The sequence below is a fragment of the Amycolatopsis viridis genome (assembly GCF_011758765.1).
Lineage (GTDB): Bacteria > Actinomycetota > Actinomycetes > Mycobacteriales > Pseudonocardiaceae > Amycolatopsis_E > Amycolatopsis_E viridis.
Genome location: NZ_JAANOU010000001.1, coordinates 793,175 through 807,690, shown reverse-complemented (window position 1 = coordinate 807,690; position 14,516 = coordinate 793,175). Strand labels below are relative to the sequence as shown.

At 71.5% G+C, this 14,516-nt stretch carries 14 protein-coding genes; 7 read left to right on the top strand and 7 right to left on the bottom strand.

Going from position 1 to position 14,516, the window contains the following annotated elements; all coding sequences use genetic code 11:
• Positions 1-5: 5 nt before the first annotated feature.
• The 4 genes from FHX46_RS04065 (at position 6) to FHX46_RS04050 (ending at position 4,045) form a co-directional block, all read left to right on the top strand.
• Positions 6-1,643 (top strand): DNA repair helicase XPB, encoded by a 1,638-nt coding sequence (locus FHX46_RS04065; RefSeq protein WP_167110745.1) that lies wholly within the window; start codon positions 6-8, stop codon positions 1,641-1,643.
• A 143-nt stretch (positions 1,644-1,786) separates the two neighbouring features.
• Complete coding sequence (locus tag FHX46_RS04060) at positions 1,787-2,254, top strand: hypothetical protein (protein ID WP_167110743.1); 468 nt, start codon at positions 1,787-1,789, stop codon at positions 2,252-2,254.
• A 137-nt stretch (positions 2,255-2,391) separates the two neighbouring features.
• Positions 2,392-3,168 carry a DUF4253 domain-containing protein gene (locus FHX46_RS04055; RefSeq protein ID WP_313886017.1) on the top strand — a complete coding sequence of 259 codons (777 nt, stop codon included), beginning with the start codon at positions 2,392-2,394 and terminating at the stop codon, positions 3,166-3,168.
• Positions 3,169-3,205: 37 nt separating this feature from the next.
• Entirely contained in the window at positions 3,206-4,045 is an 840-nt protein-coding gene (locus tag FHX46_RS04050; protein WP_167110741.1) for a DUF72 domain-containing protein, read from the top strand.
• A gap of 29 nt (positions 4,046-4,074) precedes the next feature.
• On the opposite strand, the gene FHX46_RS04045 is transcribed toward FHX46_RS04050, so the two are convergent.
• Complete coding sequence (locus FHX46_RS04045; RefSeq protein WP_313886016.1) at positions 4,075-4,647, bottom strand: type 1 glutamine amidotransferase domain-containing protein; 573 nt, start codon at positions 4,645-4,647, stop codon at positions 4,075-4,077.
• Between the two features lie 94 nt (positions 4,648-4,741).
• Between FHX46_RS04045 and FHX46_RS04040 the strand changes: the two genes are divergently transcribed.
• Entirely contained in the window at positions 4,742-5,527 is a 786-nt protein-coding gene (locus FHX46_RS04040; RefSeq protein ID WP_167110739.1) for an IclR family transcriptional regulator domain-containing protein, read from the top strand.
• On the opposite strand, the gene FHX46_RS04035 is transcribed toward FHX46_RS04040, so the two are convergent.
• Positions 5,514-6,479, bottom strand: a complete 966-nt coding sequence (locus FHX46_RS04035) for a zinc-dependent alcohol dehydrogenase (protein ID WP_167110737.1) — start codon at positions 6,477-6,479, stop codon at positions 5,514-5,516. The genes FHX46_RS04040 and FHX46_RS04035 overlap by 14 nt on opposite strands.
• Before the next feature lie 124 nt (positions 6,480-6,603).
• Between FHX46_RS04035 and FHX46_RS04030 the strand changes: the two genes are divergently transcribed.
• A complete protein-coding gene (locus tag FHX46_RS04030; RefSeq protein ID WP_167110735.1) occupies positions 6,604-7,542 on the top strand; it encodes an o-succinylbenzoate synthase in 939 nt (312 codons plus the stop codon).
• A gap of 28 nt (positions 7,543-7,570) precedes the next feature.
• On the opposite strand, the gene FHX46_RS04025 is transcribed toward FHX46_RS04030, so the two are convergent.
• Positions 7,571-9,925: a xanthine dehydrogenase family protein molybdopterin-binding subunit gene (locus FHX46_RS04025; protein ID WP_167110733.1), complete on the bottom strand. Its 2,355-nt coding sequence runs from the start codon at positions 9,923-9,925 to the stop codon at positions 7,571-7,573.
• 104 nt (positions 9,926-10,029) lie between these two features.
• Between FHX46_RS04025 and FHX46_RS04020 the strand changes: the two genes are divergently transcribed.
• Positions 10,030-10,230 (top strand): PspC domain-containing protein, encoded by a 201-nt coding sequence (locus FHX46_RS04020; RefSeq protein WP_167110731.1) that lies wholly within the window; start codon positions 10,030-10,032, stop codon positions 10,228-10,230.
• A gap of 56 nt (positions 10,231-10,286) precedes the next feature.
• Here the strand turns inward: FHX46_RS04020 and groL are convergent, their stop codons facing one another.
• The 4 genes from groL to FHX46_RS04000 all read right to left on the bottom strand — a co-directional run bounded on the left by groL (position 10,287) and on the right by FHX46_RS04000 (position 14,479).
• Complete coding sequence (gene groL / locus FHX46_RS04015) at positions 10,287-11,918, bottom strand: chaperonin GroEL (protein ID WP_167110729.1); 1,632 nt, start codon at positions 11,916-11,918, stop codon at positions 10,287-10,289.
• A gap of 216 nt (positions 11,919-12,134) precedes the next feature.
• Positions 12,135-13,547, bottom strand: coding sequence for a serine/threonine-protein kinase (locus FHX46_RS04010; RefSeq protein ID WP_167121096.1), 1,413 nt, complete (start codon positions 13,545-13,547; stop codon positions 12,135-12,137).
• 35 nt (positions 13,548-13,582) lie between these two features.
• Positions 13,583-13,789 carry a cold-shock protein gene (locus FHX46_RS04005; protein ID WP_017985292.1) on the bottom strand — a complete coding sequence of 69 codons (207 nt, stop codon included), beginning with the start codon at positions 13,787-13,789 and terminating at the stop codon, positions 13,583-13,585.
• A gap of 93 nt (positions 13,790-13,882) precedes the next feature.
• Positions 13,883-14,479, bottom strand: a complete 597-nt coding sequence (locus FHX46_RS04000; protein ID WP_167110728.1) for an AIM24 family protein — start codon at positions 14,477-14,479, stop codon at positions 13,883-13,885.
• Between the last annotated feature and the right edge of the window lie 37 nt (positions 14,480-14,516).

Here is a 14,516-nt window from a genome sequence, read left to right as displayed (position 1 = left end):
AATACGTGACCGATGGCCCGTTGATCGTCCAATCCGACAAGACCGTGCTGCTCGAGGTCGACCACCCCATGGCCGACGACGCCCGGATCGCGATCGCCCCGTTCGCCGAACTGGAACGGGCCCCCGAGCACGTGCACACCTACCGCATCACCCCGCTCGCGTTGTGGAACGCCCGCGCCGCCGGCCACGACGCCGAGCAGGTGGTGGACGCCCTGACCACGTACTCGCGCTTCCCGGTGCCACAGCCGTTGCTGATCGACATCGTCGACACGATGGCGCGGTTCGGCCGGCTGCAGATCACCAACAACCCCGCGCACGGCCTGGTGATGACCACGACCGACCGGGCCGTGCTCGAAGAGGTGCTGCGCAACAAGAAGATCAGCCCGATGCTGGGCAACCGCATCGACGACGACACGGTGGCGGTGCACCCGTCGGAGCGGGGCCGGCTCAAGCAGGCGCTGCTCAAGGTGGGCTGGCCGGCCGAGGACCTGGCCGGCTACGTCGACGGCGAGGCGCACCCGATGCACCTGGCCGAGACGGGCTGGGGACTGCGCGACTACCAGCGGCAGGCCGCCGAGGCGTTCTGGGCCGGCGGGTCCGGCGTGGTCGTGCTGCCCTGCGGGGCGGGCAAGACCCTCGTCGGCGCCGCCGCCATGGCCAGGGCACAGGCGACCACCCTCATCCTGGTGACCAACACCGTCGCCGGCCGCCAGTGGAAGCGCGAGCTGGTGGCGCGCACGTCCCTGACCGAGGACGAGATCGGCGAGTACTCCGGTGAGAAGAAGGAGATCCGCCCGGTCACCATCGCGACCTACCAGGTGATCACGCGCAAGTCCAAGGGCGAGTACAAGCACCTGGAGCTGTTCGACTCGCGGGACTGGGGCCTGATCGTCTACGACGAGGTGCACCTGTTGCCCGCGCCGGTCTTCCGCATGACCGCGGATCTGCAGTCCCGCCGCCGTCTCGGCCTGACCGCGACCCTGGTGCGCGAGGACGGCCGCGAAGGCGACGTCTTCTCGCTCATCGGGCCGAAGCGGTACGACGCGCCGTGGCGGGACATCGAGGCGCAGGGCTGGATCGCGCCCGCCGAGTGCATCGAGGTGCGGGTGACGCTCACCGACAACGAGCGCCTGCTGTACGCGACGGCCGAATCCGAGGACAAGTACAAGCTTGCCGCCACCGCGCGGACCAAGATGCCGGTGGTGAAGTCCATTCTGGACAAACACGCGGGCGAACAGACCCTGGTGATCGGCGCCTACCTGGACCAGCTGGAGGAACTGGGCGCCGAGCTGGACGCGCCGGTGATCCAGGGTTCGACGCGGAACAAGGAGCGCGAGGCGCTGTTCGACGCGTTCCGCCGCGGCGAGATCGACAAGCTCGTGGTGTCGAAGGTCGCGAACTTCTCGATCGACCTGCCGGAGGCGACGGTCGCCATCCAGGTGTCGGGCACCTTCGGCTCCCGGCAGGAGGAGGCCCAGCGCCTGGGCCGGCTGCTGCGGCCGAAGGCCGACGGCAGGCAGGCGCACTTCTACTCGGTGGTCTCGCGGGACACCTTGGACACCGAATACGCGGCGCACCGGCAGCGGTTCCTCGCCGAACAGGGTTACGCGTACACGATCCACGACGCGGACGCCTACCTGTAGTACGGCCGCGAGACGGTTCCGGACCGCTCCGCAAGGACGGATCCCGGCCCGGCTCCGCCGCGGCAGCGCACGGAGCAGAGCCGCTACAGGCAGGCATAACCTTCGCCGCACCGTGGAACTCAGGGCCCGTGGTGTGGGCGGGCGTGGTCTTCGTCGTCGTGGCGTTCGTGGTGGCGGCCACGGCGACTGCGCGGTGGGGGCTGTCGGCGCCTCGTGCCCGTCACACCGGACCCGAAAGCCTGAACCGTCTGTGCCGGCTGTGGTCGTGGGCCGGCTTCGTCCTGGCCGCGGTGCCCAGCACGGTGTGGCTGGTGCTCTGGTTGTCCGGCGGTGCACCGAAGGCCCTGATCGGTCTGGCCGGCCTGGTGCTCGCGGCGGCTCCGGTGCTCGCCGGGTACCGGTGGCCGCGGGCGCGCGGGGTGTCATTGGTCCTGTGCCTCCTGGCTTCGGTCGGGATGGTGGTGGCCGGGCAGCGCCTGTTCGTGCTGCTGCCGCTCGCGCTGGCGCTGACGGGGGTCTGGCTGCTCGCCCTCGCCCTGCACGTGCGGTCCGGTACTCACGCAGGTGCGGGCGAAACCCCAGTTCGACGGCGGGACACGACCCGCTCATGACCGAAGCTACCACGTTTCTCGAACACCCGTTCGACCGATCGGGTGAAGTGGCGGAAACTGATTCCCGGGCCCGGAAACTGTCGTACCCTCGAACTACTGTTCGACCTCATCGACGTAGTCCATCCCGAGGAGGTCTCGTGACCACCGCCGCCACACCCGAGGAAAGCCTCGTCTCCGGGGCCCTGACCAGCACCGGCCTGCCGCCCGGCCGCTGGGTCGGCCCGATGTGGGTGTCCGACGGCCCGCTGGCCGACCCGGGCCGGTACCGGGCCTGCATCGCCGAGTTCGACCGCTCGGCGCTGTGGCCCGTGCTGATCCCGCACGACCCGCGCTTCGCCGCCGACGGCGAGGACTGGCTCACCGACCGCGGCCGGCTCGCGCCGGCCGTGCACCGGGTCGGCGACGTCGACGTGAGCGCGACGCTCGCCCGGTGGTGGGATCCGTTCTGCTGCCCGAACGGCACCGGCTGCCTGCGCCCGTACGGTGCCCGCTTCCCCGGCCTGGCCAAGAAGTCCCAGCTGCGGGTGGATCCGTTCGCCGAGGCCGGGAACACCGGCTCGATCCTCGCCCGGCGCGCGCCCTACCGCCTGGGGCTCGTGCCGGTCGAACGGCCCGCGGACGTCCCGGCCGCCCTCGGCTGGACCGGGATGATCAAGTCGACGGACGAGGTGTCCGCCCTGTCGGCGGTCCTGCGCAGCTGGGAGGACCGCTTCGGAGCGGTGCTGGTCGTGCTCGGGTTCGACGAGCTGGAGCTCTCGGTCGCGGCACCGCCCCGCAGTCAGGGCCGCGCGCTCGTCCTCGCCGCGGAGCACCGCGCGTTCAGTGTGCGCAGCTTCTCCGGGCAGCCGGGCACCCTGCGGGAGTACGCCGACGGCCTGGTGCACCGGAGGCACTGGCGGTTCGCCTGGGACTGACGGACGGAAAGAGGAGGTCACCATCGCCGAGATCCGGGTGGGCACCTCGGGGTGGCGGTACCCGCCGTGGCGGGGCACGTTCTACCCGAAGGGCCTGGCGCAGCGCCGCGAGCTGGAGTACATCTCGCGGCAGGTGAACTCCGTGGAGATCAACGGCTCGTTCTACTCGCTCCAGCGCCCGGAGCGGTACCGGGCCTGGGCGGAGCAGACGCCCGACGATTTCGTCTTCGCCGTGAAGGGCGGTCGCTTCATCACCCACATGAAGCGGCTGACCGACACCGAGACCGCACTGGCGAACTTCTTCGCCTCGGGGGTGCTGGCACTGGGCGGCAAGCTCGGGCCGATCCTCTGGCAGCTACCGGCGAACTTCGCGTTCGAGCCCGGGCGCTTCGAGAAGTTCTTCCGGAGCCTGCCCCGCGACAGCCGGGCCGCGGCGGAACTGGCGAAGAGGCACGACGACAAACTGAAGGGAGAGGCCCATACCGAAGCCGGGAAGAACCGGCGGCTGCGCTACGCGCTCGAGCCCAGGCACCCGAGCTTCCACTCGGACGAGTGCCGGAAGCTGTTGCAGGACCACAACATCGCCCTGGTGGCGGCCGATTCGGCTGGCACCTGGCCGAGTTTCGAGGAGGTGACAGCGGATTTCGTCTACGTCCGGCTGCACGGTGACGAGGAGCTCTACGCGAGTGGATACACCGGCGAGGCGCTGGACCGCTGGGCCGGCAAGCTCCGGCGGTGGCGGCGCGCCGGCGGCGGGCGGATGCGGGACGTCTACGTCTACTTCGACAACGACATCAAGGTGAAGGCGCCCGGGGACGCCGTCGCGCTCGCGGCCCGGCTGGGGGTCACAAGCCGCCCGATCGACCTGCCGTCCTGACAAGTCGACCGGGCGTCCGGAAATTTCGGTCAGGCGCTCCGCGCCTGCGCGCGGTGCTTGCCCTCGGCGAACTCCTCCACGAGCTTGCGGCAGAAGGCCGGCAGGTCGTCCGGCTTGCGGCTGGTGACCAGACCGGTGTCGGTGACGACCTCCTCGTCCACCCACTCCGCGCCGGCGTTGCGCAGGTCGGTCTGCAGACTCGGCCAGGAGGTGAGCCGGCGGCCGCGGACCACATCGGCTTCGATGAGGGTCCACGGGGCGTGGCAGATCGCCGCGACCGGCTTCTGCTGCGCGAAGAACTCGCGAACGAAGCCGACCGCGTCCGGCACGGTCCGGAGGAAGTCCGGGTTCGCCACGCCGCCCGGCAGGACCAGTGCGTCGAAGTCGTCCGGTGAGACGTCGCTGACGACCTTGTCCACCGGGAAGGTGTCGCCCTTGTCGAGGTGGTTGAACGCCTGGATGCTGCCCGGCGAAGTGGACACCAGCTCCGGCCGGCCGCCCGCGTCCTGGACCGCCTTCCAGGGCTCGGTCAGTTCGACCTGCTCGGTGCCCTCGGGCGCGACGACGAAGGCCACTCGCTTACCGGAGAGTGTGTTCGCCACGATTGCACTCCTTCCGTTCAGGGGATCCAACCGGTGAACTACCCGCCTCGCGGCGGACACGAAACATGCAGATCGGTGGCGGCCGGAGGATCCGATGACGAGTACGCCGGTTGACGAAGACCCTGGCCACGGGCGGCATTCCGGGCAGGCCGTCGGGCGTGCGTTCGCGGTCCTGCGGTGCTTCGGGCCGGACCGGCCGGCCCTGACCGTGGCGGCGGTGGCCCACCGGACGGGCCTGGATCGCGCCACCGCGCGCGGGTTGCTGCTGACCCTGGCGGACCTGGGGTACGTGCGCCACGACGGAGAGGCGTTCCGGCTCACGCCGCGGACGCTGGATCTGGGGTACGCGTACCTGTCGGGGCTCGCTCTGCCCGAGATTGCGCATCCGCACCTGCACGACCTGGCGCACGAGCTGAACGAGACGGCGTCGCTGTCGGTGCTCGACGGCGGGGACGTGGTGTACCTGACCGTCGTGCCCGGGCACCGGCACGCGCCGCCGACCTTGACGGTCGGCGCGCGCCGGCCCGCGCACCTGTCGTCAGCTGGGCACGTGTTGCTCGCCGCACTGCCCGCCGACGAGCTCGACCGGCAGCTCGGAGCGCTCCCCGGACCGGCGGCGCTCTCCGCCGAGATCGGGCAGGTCCGCGAGCGCGGGTGGGCGATGGTGGACCGCGATCGCGACGGCGGCCTGCGTGCGATCGCCGCGCCGGTGCGGCACCGCCGTGATCGCGTGGTCGCCGCGGTCACCGCGTCGGTGCACCCCGACCGGCTCGGGCACGGGCTGGTCGAACGTGACTACGTGCCCGAGCTGCTGCGGGCCGCCTGGTCCATCGAGGCGGACGCGGCGAAGTCACCGGATCCAGGGGTCAGTCGAAGCTGATCCAGGACTTCCCGGCGACGGACTGCACCGAGGCGAACGCCTGCGCGGCCTCGTCCAGGGGGAAACGCGCCTGCAGCACCTTGCCCGGACGGACCTCGTCGCGCTCGAGCGCGGCCACGGTCGTCTCGAAGTCGACCGGATGGTCGTAGATGAGGGAGCCCTTGAGCGTGTGCTGGCGGTAGACCAGGTCCGCGCCGGCCAGCGCGAGCGGGCGCGGGTCGATGCCGACGAGCACGGCGGTGCCGCCGGGACGCAGGCGCGCCAGGCCGGCGCGCAGGGCCCGCGGGACTCCGGAGGTCTCGAAGACGAGGTCGAACTCGCTCGTGTCACCGGTCTCGGCGCCGAATGCGTGGGCCAGCTCCGCGCGGCCCTCGTGGGGTTCCTGGACGGCGACCGCCGCGCCCAGTGCCCGCAGCGCGAGGCACAGCAGCAGTCCCTGTGAGCCGGCGCCCACCACGAGTGCGCGTTGACCGGGCACGACGCCTGCCCGGCGGATCGCCGAGCGCGCCACGGTCAGCGCCTCGGTGCAGACGAGGTCCTCCAGGGCCACCGTCTCGGCGGCCGGCCACGCGAACTCGGCCGGAACGGTCACGTACTCGGCCAGCAGCCCCGGATGGTTCATGCCGACGATCACGCGCCGGGTGCAGGCGGAGGTGAAACCGCTGGTACACGCCGCGCACCGGCCGCAGCAGTAGTTCGGCTCGATGGCGACCTGCTGGCCCACCACGCGGTCCCGCACGTCCGGGCCGACCGCCACGATCTCGCCGACGCCCTCGTGACCCATCAGCCACGGGCGCCGCGGCACCTGCCGGGCACCGCGGTAGACGCCGAGGTCCGACCCGCACAGGCCGAGCCCCCGCATCCGGACGAGAACCTCGCCGGGGCCGGCCTCGGGTTCGGGCAGGTCGACCAGCCGCATCACCTCGGGCTCGGCCAGTACTACGGCCTTCATGCGCTACCTCCACGTGTTCGCCCTTCGCATGCTAGCCGTTAATTAACCAACTAGTCCATTAACCACCTCGGGTCACCCGATCGCAGACGGGGCGAGCGGGGTGGTCGCGTGCGAGGATGGGCGCGTGCCTGAGCCCCTGGTGTACGCGATCCCGCTCCGGAACCGGTTCCGGGGCGTGACCGTGCGCGAAGGGGTGCTCCTGCACGGCCCGGCGGGCTGGGGCGAGTTCTGCCCGTTCGCCGACTACGACGATCGCGAGAGCGCGCCGTGGCTCGCCGCCGCGGTGGAAGCGAGCCACCGCGGGTGGCCGGAGCCCGTGCGCGACCGGGTCGAGGTGAACACCACCGTGCCCGTGGTCGATCCGGAGCTGGCGTACGAGATGGTCGCGAAGTCGGGCTGCCGGACGGCCAAGGTCAAGGTCGCGGACCCGCGGACGTCCATTGTGGAGGACTGCGAGCGCGTGGCCGCCGTGCGGGACGCACTGGGTCCGGGCGGCGCGATCCGGGTCGATGCCAATGCCGCGTGGGACGTCGGTACGGCGGTGACAGCGATCCGGGAACTCGACCGCGCCGCGGGCGGGCTGGAGTACGTCGAGCAACCGTGCCCGGACATCGACGAACTCGCCGCGGTGCGGCGCAGGACCGATGTCCGCATCGCCGCCGACGAATCCATCCGGCGCGCCGAGGATCCGCTCCGGGTGGCGGTCGCGAAGGCGGCCGACGTGGCGGTGATCAAGGTGGCCCCGCTCGGCGGGGTCCGGCGGGCGCTGGAGGTCGCCGAGGCCGCCGGAATTCCGTGCGTGGTGTCCTCCGCCGTCGAGACCAGCGTCGGACTGGCCGCCGGACTGGCGCTCGCCGGGGCGCTTCCCGAGCTCGACTTCGCGTGCGGGCTCGGCACGATCTCCCTGCTCACCAACGACACGAGCAGCGACAGCCTGTCCCCTGTGGACGGATACCTGCCGGTGCTGCGGACGGCACCCGAGCCGGATCTCGCGGCGGAAGCACGCGCGGACGACGCCACGACGACCGCCTGGCTCGACCGCCTGCACCGCGTCGCCGGCTGACCGACGAACCGCCCTCCGGCTGTTCCCGCTACGCGACTGCCTCATCGGCGTCGGCGGAATCGCTCGACGCACGGACCGGCAGGGTGTCGAACGCGGCGGGTGGCTCACGCCACGGGTCGGGACCCCGGCCCCGCACCGCACGCCACACCCGCTGCGGCGTGGCCGGCATGTCGATGTGCCGCACACCCAGGTGGGCCAGCGCGTCGACCACCGCGTTCTGCACCGCCGGCGTGGAACCGACTGTCGCGGATTCGCCGATCCCCTTGGCGCCCAACGGGTTTCGCGAGGTCAGGGTCTCGGTGCTGCTGACCTCGAGCGGCGGGACGTCGGCGGCGGACGGCAGGTGGTAGTCGGCGAAGGTGGCGGTCACCGGGTTGCCGTCCTCGTCGTAGGACACCTGCTCCCACAACGCCTGCGAGATCCCCTGCGCCGCCCCGCCGTGCTGTTGCCCGCGCACGAGCATCGGGTTCAGCACCCGCCCGCAGTCGTCCACCGCTATGTGCCGCAACGGTTTCACGAAGCCCGTCTCGACATCCACCTCGACCACCGACACGTGCGCGCCGAACGGGAACGTCGCCCCGCCCGGCTTGAAGTCCGTCGCCTCCAGCAGCGGGCGGCCCTCCTCCACGGCCGCGGCCGCCAGCTCCGCCCACCCGATCGTCGCCTGCGGGACGCCCGCGACGCCGAGCCGGCCGTCGGTCAGCACGATGTCGTCCACCCCGGCCTCCAGACGCGCTGCGGCCAGCTCGCGAGCGCGTGCCAGCACCGCATCCGCGGCCTGCCGCACCGCACTGCCGCCGACCTGCAGCGACCGGGACCCTCCGGTGCCGGCGCCCCGCGGCACCTCCGCGGTGTCGGACTGCACGAACTCGATCGACTCCAGCGGGATCTCCAGCGCATCGGCCACCAGCATCGCGAACGACGTCGCGTGCCCCTGGCCGTGCCCGGACGTGCCGACCTTGATCGCGGCGGTGCCGTCCCGCCGGATCTCCACCGACGCGAACTCGCCGTTGCCGCCGCCGGTGATCTCGACGTACGCGCTCACCCCGATCCCCAGCAACCGCGTTTCCCCGGCCTCGATCCGCCGTTTCTGCTCGGCCCGCAGGTCGTCGTACCCGGCGATCTCGAGCGCGGTGCGCAACGGCAGGTCGTAGTCACCGCTGTCGTAGCTCGCCCCGCTGTACGTGGTGTACGGGAACTCCTCCGGCCGCAGGAAGTTCCGGCGCCGGATCTCCGCCGGGTCCATCCCCAGCTCGGCCGCGGCGAGGTCCATCAACCGTTCCAGCATCGCGGTCGCCTCCGGCCGGCCCGCACCGCGGAACGCGCCGACCGGCGCGGTGTTCGTCAGGGCCGCGATCGCCGCGAAGCTGATCTTCGGGATCCGGTACACGCCCTGCGCCATCGTCCGGGTCGGCCCGAGCGCGAGGCCGCCGCCGAACCCGGCATAGGCCCCGGCGTCGCCGATCACCCGGCACCGCAGTCCGACGATCGTCCCGTCGCGGCGCAGTCCCAGCTCGGCGTACTGCACCTGCGCCCGGCCCTGCGGCGAGGCCTGCAGGTTCTCCGACCGCGTCTCCACCCACTTCACCGGCCGCCCCAGCCGCCGGGCCGCCTCGATCACGACGGCGTGCTCGGCGATGACGCCGACCTTGCCGCCGAACGCGCCGCCGACGTGCGGCGCCACCACCCGGACCCGGTCGCGGTCGAGCCCGAACAGCTTGGCCGCCGCGCTCTGGAACCCGTGCGGCATCTGGGTCGACACGTAGACCGTCAGGTCGAACTCGTCATTCCCGGGCAGCGCCACGATCGCGTTGCCCTCCATCGGGGCCACCGCCAGCCGCTGGTTCTCGATGCGCGCCCGCACCACCACGTCCGCGCCGTCGAGCACCTCGGCACCGGCGGCGTCGCGCTCACCGGCCGCGATGTTCGTGCCGAGCTCGGGGAACTGCACGGGCGCGTCGTCCGCCAGCGCCTGCTCCGGATCCACCGCGGCCGGCAGCGGTTCGTAGTCCACGTCGACCAGTTCGAGCGCGTCCGCCGCGGCCACCGCGCTCTCCGCCACCACCGCGGCCACCGGCTCACCGGCGAACCGCACCCGCCCCGATGCCAGCGCGTACCGCTTCGCCTGCGGGTTCAGCTCCAGGAACACCGGCAACTCGGGCAGGTCGAGATCCGCGGCGGTGAGCACCGCGATCACCCCGGGCGCCGCCGCGGCCGCGCTGGTGTCGATGCCGTTGACGAGCGCGTGCGCGAACGGTGACCGCACGAAAGCGACGTGACAGAGGCCCTCGAACTCCAGGTTGCCGACGAACGTGCCGCGGCCGCGCACCAGATCCGGGTCCTCGACCCGGCGGACCTCGGTACCCAGCAAAGATCCCGCCATGGCACCGACCTTATCGGCCCCCGGCCACCCTGGCCCAGAGTTTCCGGGTGCGCTCCGGGTTCGTCCCCGATGTCCTGAGCCGCCAGGCCGCCGACGATGGAGACATGACGAACACCGGGACCGACAAGAAACTCCGCCGCAGCTCCACCGACAAGATGATCGCCGGCGTGGCCGGTGGCTGGGCCGAACTGCTCGGCGTCGACGCGTCGATCATCCGCATCGTCCTCGCCGCCGCAACCCTGCTCGGGTTCGGCGCGCCCATCCTGATCTACGCGATCTGCTGGGCCGTGATGCCCCAGGAGTGAACAGCAAAGAGCCCGGATGCGCGGTGCGCACCCGGGCTCTCGCCGGACTGGGTGGATCAGAAGTCCATGCCGCCCATGCCACCGGTCGGGTCACCGGCCGGAGCGGCGCCAGCCTTCTCCGGCTTGTCGGCGACGACGGCCTCGGTGGTCAGGAACAGACCCGCGATCGAAGCCGCGTTCTGCAGCGCCGAACGGGTCACCTTCGCCGGGTCGATGACGCCGGCCGAGACCAGGTCCTCGTAGTCGCCGGTCGCGGCGTTGAGGCCGTGACCCTCGGGCAGGCCCTTGACCTTCTCCGCGACGACGCCGCCCTCGAGACCGCTGTTGACGGCGATCTGCTTGAGCGGAGCCTCGACGGCGACCTTGACGATGTTCGCACCGGTCGCCTCGTCACCCGTCAGGCGCAGGCCCTCGAAGGCAGCCTTGGACGCCTGCAGCAGGGCCACGCCACCACCGGCGACGATGCCCTCCTCGACGGCGGCCTTCGCGTTGCGAACGGCGTCCTCGATGCGGTGCTTGCGCTCCTTGAGCTCGACCTCGGTGGCGGCACCGGCCTTGATGACGGCCACGCCGCCGGCCAGCTTGGCCAGCCGCTCCTGCAGCTTCTCGCGGTCGTAGTCGGAGTCCGACTTCTCGATCTCGGCGCGGATCTGGTTGACCCGGCCCTGGATCTGGTCCGCGTCGCCGGCACCCTCGACGATGGTCGTCTCGTCCTTGGTGATGACGGCCTTGCGGGCCTTGCCCAGCAGGTTCAGGTCCGCGTTCTCCAGCTTGAGGCCCACGTCCTCGGAGATGACCTGGCCGCCGGTCAGGATCGCGATGTCCTGCAGGATCGCCTTGCGGCGGTCACCGAAGCCCGGGGCCTTGACGGCGACGGACTTGAAGGTGCCGCGGATCTTGTTGACGACCAGGGTGGCCAGGGCCTCGCCCTCGACGTCCTCGGCGATGATCAGCAGCGGCTTGCCCGACTGCATGACCTTCTCCAGGACCGGGAGCAGGTCCTTGACGTTGGAGATCTTCGAGCCGAACAGGAGGATGTACGGGTCCTCCAGGACGGCTTCCTGACGCTCGGCGTCGGTGACGAAGTAACCCGAGATGTAGCCCTTGTCGAAGCGCATACCCTCGGTGAGCTCGAGCTCGAGGCCGAAGGTGTTCGACTCCTCGACGGTGACGACGCCTTCCTTGCCGACCTTGTCCAGCGCCTCGGCGATCAGCTCACCGATGGTGCGGTCCGCGGCCGAGATCGAGGCGGTGGCAGCGATCTGCTCCTTGGTCTCGACCTCCTTCGCGGCCTTGTGCAGCTGCTCGACGACGGCCTCGACGGCCTGCTCGATGCCGCGCTTCAGGGCGATCGGGTCGGCACCGGCGGCCACGTTGCGCAGACCTTCGCGCACGAGCGCCTGGGCCAGCACGGTGGCGGTGGTGGTGCCGTCACCGGCTACGTCGTCGGTCTTCTTCGCAACTTCCTTGACGAGCTCGGCCCCGATCTTCTCCCACGGGTCCTCGAGCTCGATCTCCTTGGCGATGGAGACACCGTCGTTGGTGATCGTCGGCGCGCCCCACTTCTTTTCGAGCACGACGTTGCGGCCACGGGGGCCAAGCGTCACCTTGACGGCGTCGGCGAGGGTGTTGAGTCCGCGCTCAAGCCCGCGGCGGGCGTCCTCGTCGAACGCGATCAGTTTGGCCATTGCGGTGTTGTCCTCCGGTAGTGGTCGCTGCCATGACCCGGTTCAGGGTCGGCAGCAGGACACGTAGCTCGGCCAGGCTCGGTGCCCGCGACGGACGACCTGCTCGGTGTTCCGAGCCGGCCTCACCGTCCCGACCATGGTGCTTCTTGGCACTCGACGCTGCCGAGTGCCAACGCCTGTTTAGCACTCTCCGGTGGCGAGTGCAAGAACCGCACGTCAGGGGCTCGGTTTGATGGAGATCGTGGCGGGCGGCGGGCCGCCGGTGGCGGACCCGCCGGTCGGGGCGCCACCCGGCCCGACCGGGATCTCGGGCGCGGTGGTCGGCGCGGGGGCGGAGCCACTGCCCCGGTTCACCAGAACGAGCGTCACCACGACGGCCGCCACGACGACGAGCCCGGCGAGGCCGGCCCACAACCACTTCAGGCCGCCGCCGGCCTTCGGCGGCTGCGGGCCGCCGTAGGGACCGTAGGGCGGGTAGCCCGGCGGCGGGTACCGGTTCTGCTGCTGCCAGGCGGTGGCCGGCGGGGCCCAGCCGGTCTGGGGCGGCGGGCCCGGGCGGTACCCGCCGGGCTGCGCCGGGAACCCGGGGTGACCGGCGTGCTGTGGCGGGCGGCCGAACTGGCCCGGGGGGCCGAACCGCGCGGCCGGGCCGAATTCCCCCGGTTGAGCGGTGGGCCCGGGCATCCCGGGCTGCCCGAACTGGCCCGCCGGACCGCCCTGACCCGGAGGCGGGGCGGATGGCGTCCCGGGCTCCCGCGCCGGCGGCTGCGGTGGTCCCGGCGGGGTGGCCGAACTCGCGGCAGGGCCGAGCGCCTTGCGTGCCGCGGTGATCAGTTCGACGCAGTTGTCGTAGCGGTCGGCCGGGTTCTTGGCCATGCCGCGGCGGACGACCTCGTCGATCGCCGGGGGCAGGCCGACCACCTCCGACACGGCAGGCGGCTCGACGGCCAGGTGCCCCTTGATCACCGCCGGCACGTCACCGCTGAACGGCGGCTGCCCGGTCAGGCACGTGTACAGCACGCACGCGAGCGCGTACTGGTCGGTGCGCCCGTCCAGCGGTTCCCCGCGCAGGTGTTCCGGGGCGGCGTAGGTCGGCGACCCGAGGAAGTCGCCACCGCGGGTGCGGTGCCCGGTCGCGCCGCGCCGGGTCAGCCCGAAGTCGGCGACGTACACGTGCTCGCGCGCCGATTCCCGGCTGGTGACCAGCACGTTGGCCGGTTTGACGTCGAGGTGGACCAGACCGCGCTCGTGCAGGCAGTCGAGTGCGTCGGCGACCTGGTCGAGCAGTTTCAGCGCGCGTTCGGGCGCGATCGGCCCGTCCGCGACGAAACTCGCCAGATCGGCGCCGTCGACCAGGCGCATGGCGATGTAGAGCATTCCGTCGAGCTCACCGAAGTCGTACAGCGGCACGACGTTCGCGTGGTCCACGGCGGAGGTGTTGCGCGCCTCGTCCACGAATCGTTCGCGGAACTCGGCGTCGGCACCCAGGTGCTCGCCGATCACCTTCAAGGCGACCTTGCGGCCGAGCCGCACGTCGGTGGCCTTGTACATGACGCTCATGCCACCTTTGCCGAGCACTCCGTCTATGCGGTAGTTACCCAGCCGGCGACCGGTGAGGTCCCCCGACACATCGCCTGTCACACAGCGCAGCCTAGCCGCACCGGCTACGACACCTTGCGGACGTCCGCTGCCTGGGTCCGGCCGTCCCGGCCTGCTTCGATCTGGAACTCGACCTGATCACCCTCGTCGAGGGTGCGGAACCCGTCCGACTGGATGGCCGAGTAATGCACGAACACATCGGGCCCCTCGGGGGACGCGATGAACCCGTAGCCCTTTTCGGAATTGAACCACTTGACCGTGCCAACAGCCACGGCTTCCTCCTTGCGAAAAACTCCGGGAGCCGTGCCCGCCCGGCTCCCGAGTGGAGGTAACGGTACCGGAGAAACGCGCGGGAGCAACAAGTTTCAGCGAGATTTACGCGCTTGCACCAAAAGCGTTCCCGGTCCGGCGAAGTCGAGCATCAGCCCGGCGCCCGTCCGGATGGACTGCTGCGCCGAAGGGTCGACCGCCCGCAGACGGCACTGCACGGTGTCCGGATAGGCCAGCACGTGCCCGGGGTGCACCGAGATCAGCTCACCGGCGGCCAGGTGGAACTGGTCCACCGGACCGGCGCAGGCGAGCACGAGGGGACCGGTTCCGCTGTAGTGCTCCAGGAAACCCTGGGACGTTCCCTCGGCGCCGAACATCGTCCGCAGGCCGGGCCAGGAATCGGCCCGCACCGACGCCGGCCGCGCGAACACCGCGTGCCGGGCGACGCACCAGCCGGTGCGCCCGTCGAACTCCAGCGCGTAGACGTCGCCGGCGACGGACGGCGCGAGGTCGAGCCAGCCGCCCTCGGCCGGCGCGGTGAACACCGACGGCGACCGGCGTCCGCCGGCCACCTCGGTGAGGCCGAAACTGCTCGCGACCATCGACTCGCCGGGCGCCTGCACGGCTTCACCGGGACCCAGGATCACCCGGGCCACGCCGAATGCGGGTGTGTGCCGGGTGTGGACCTGCATGCCTCCCCCTCGTGGATCAACGGGCGGGGGGAAGTGT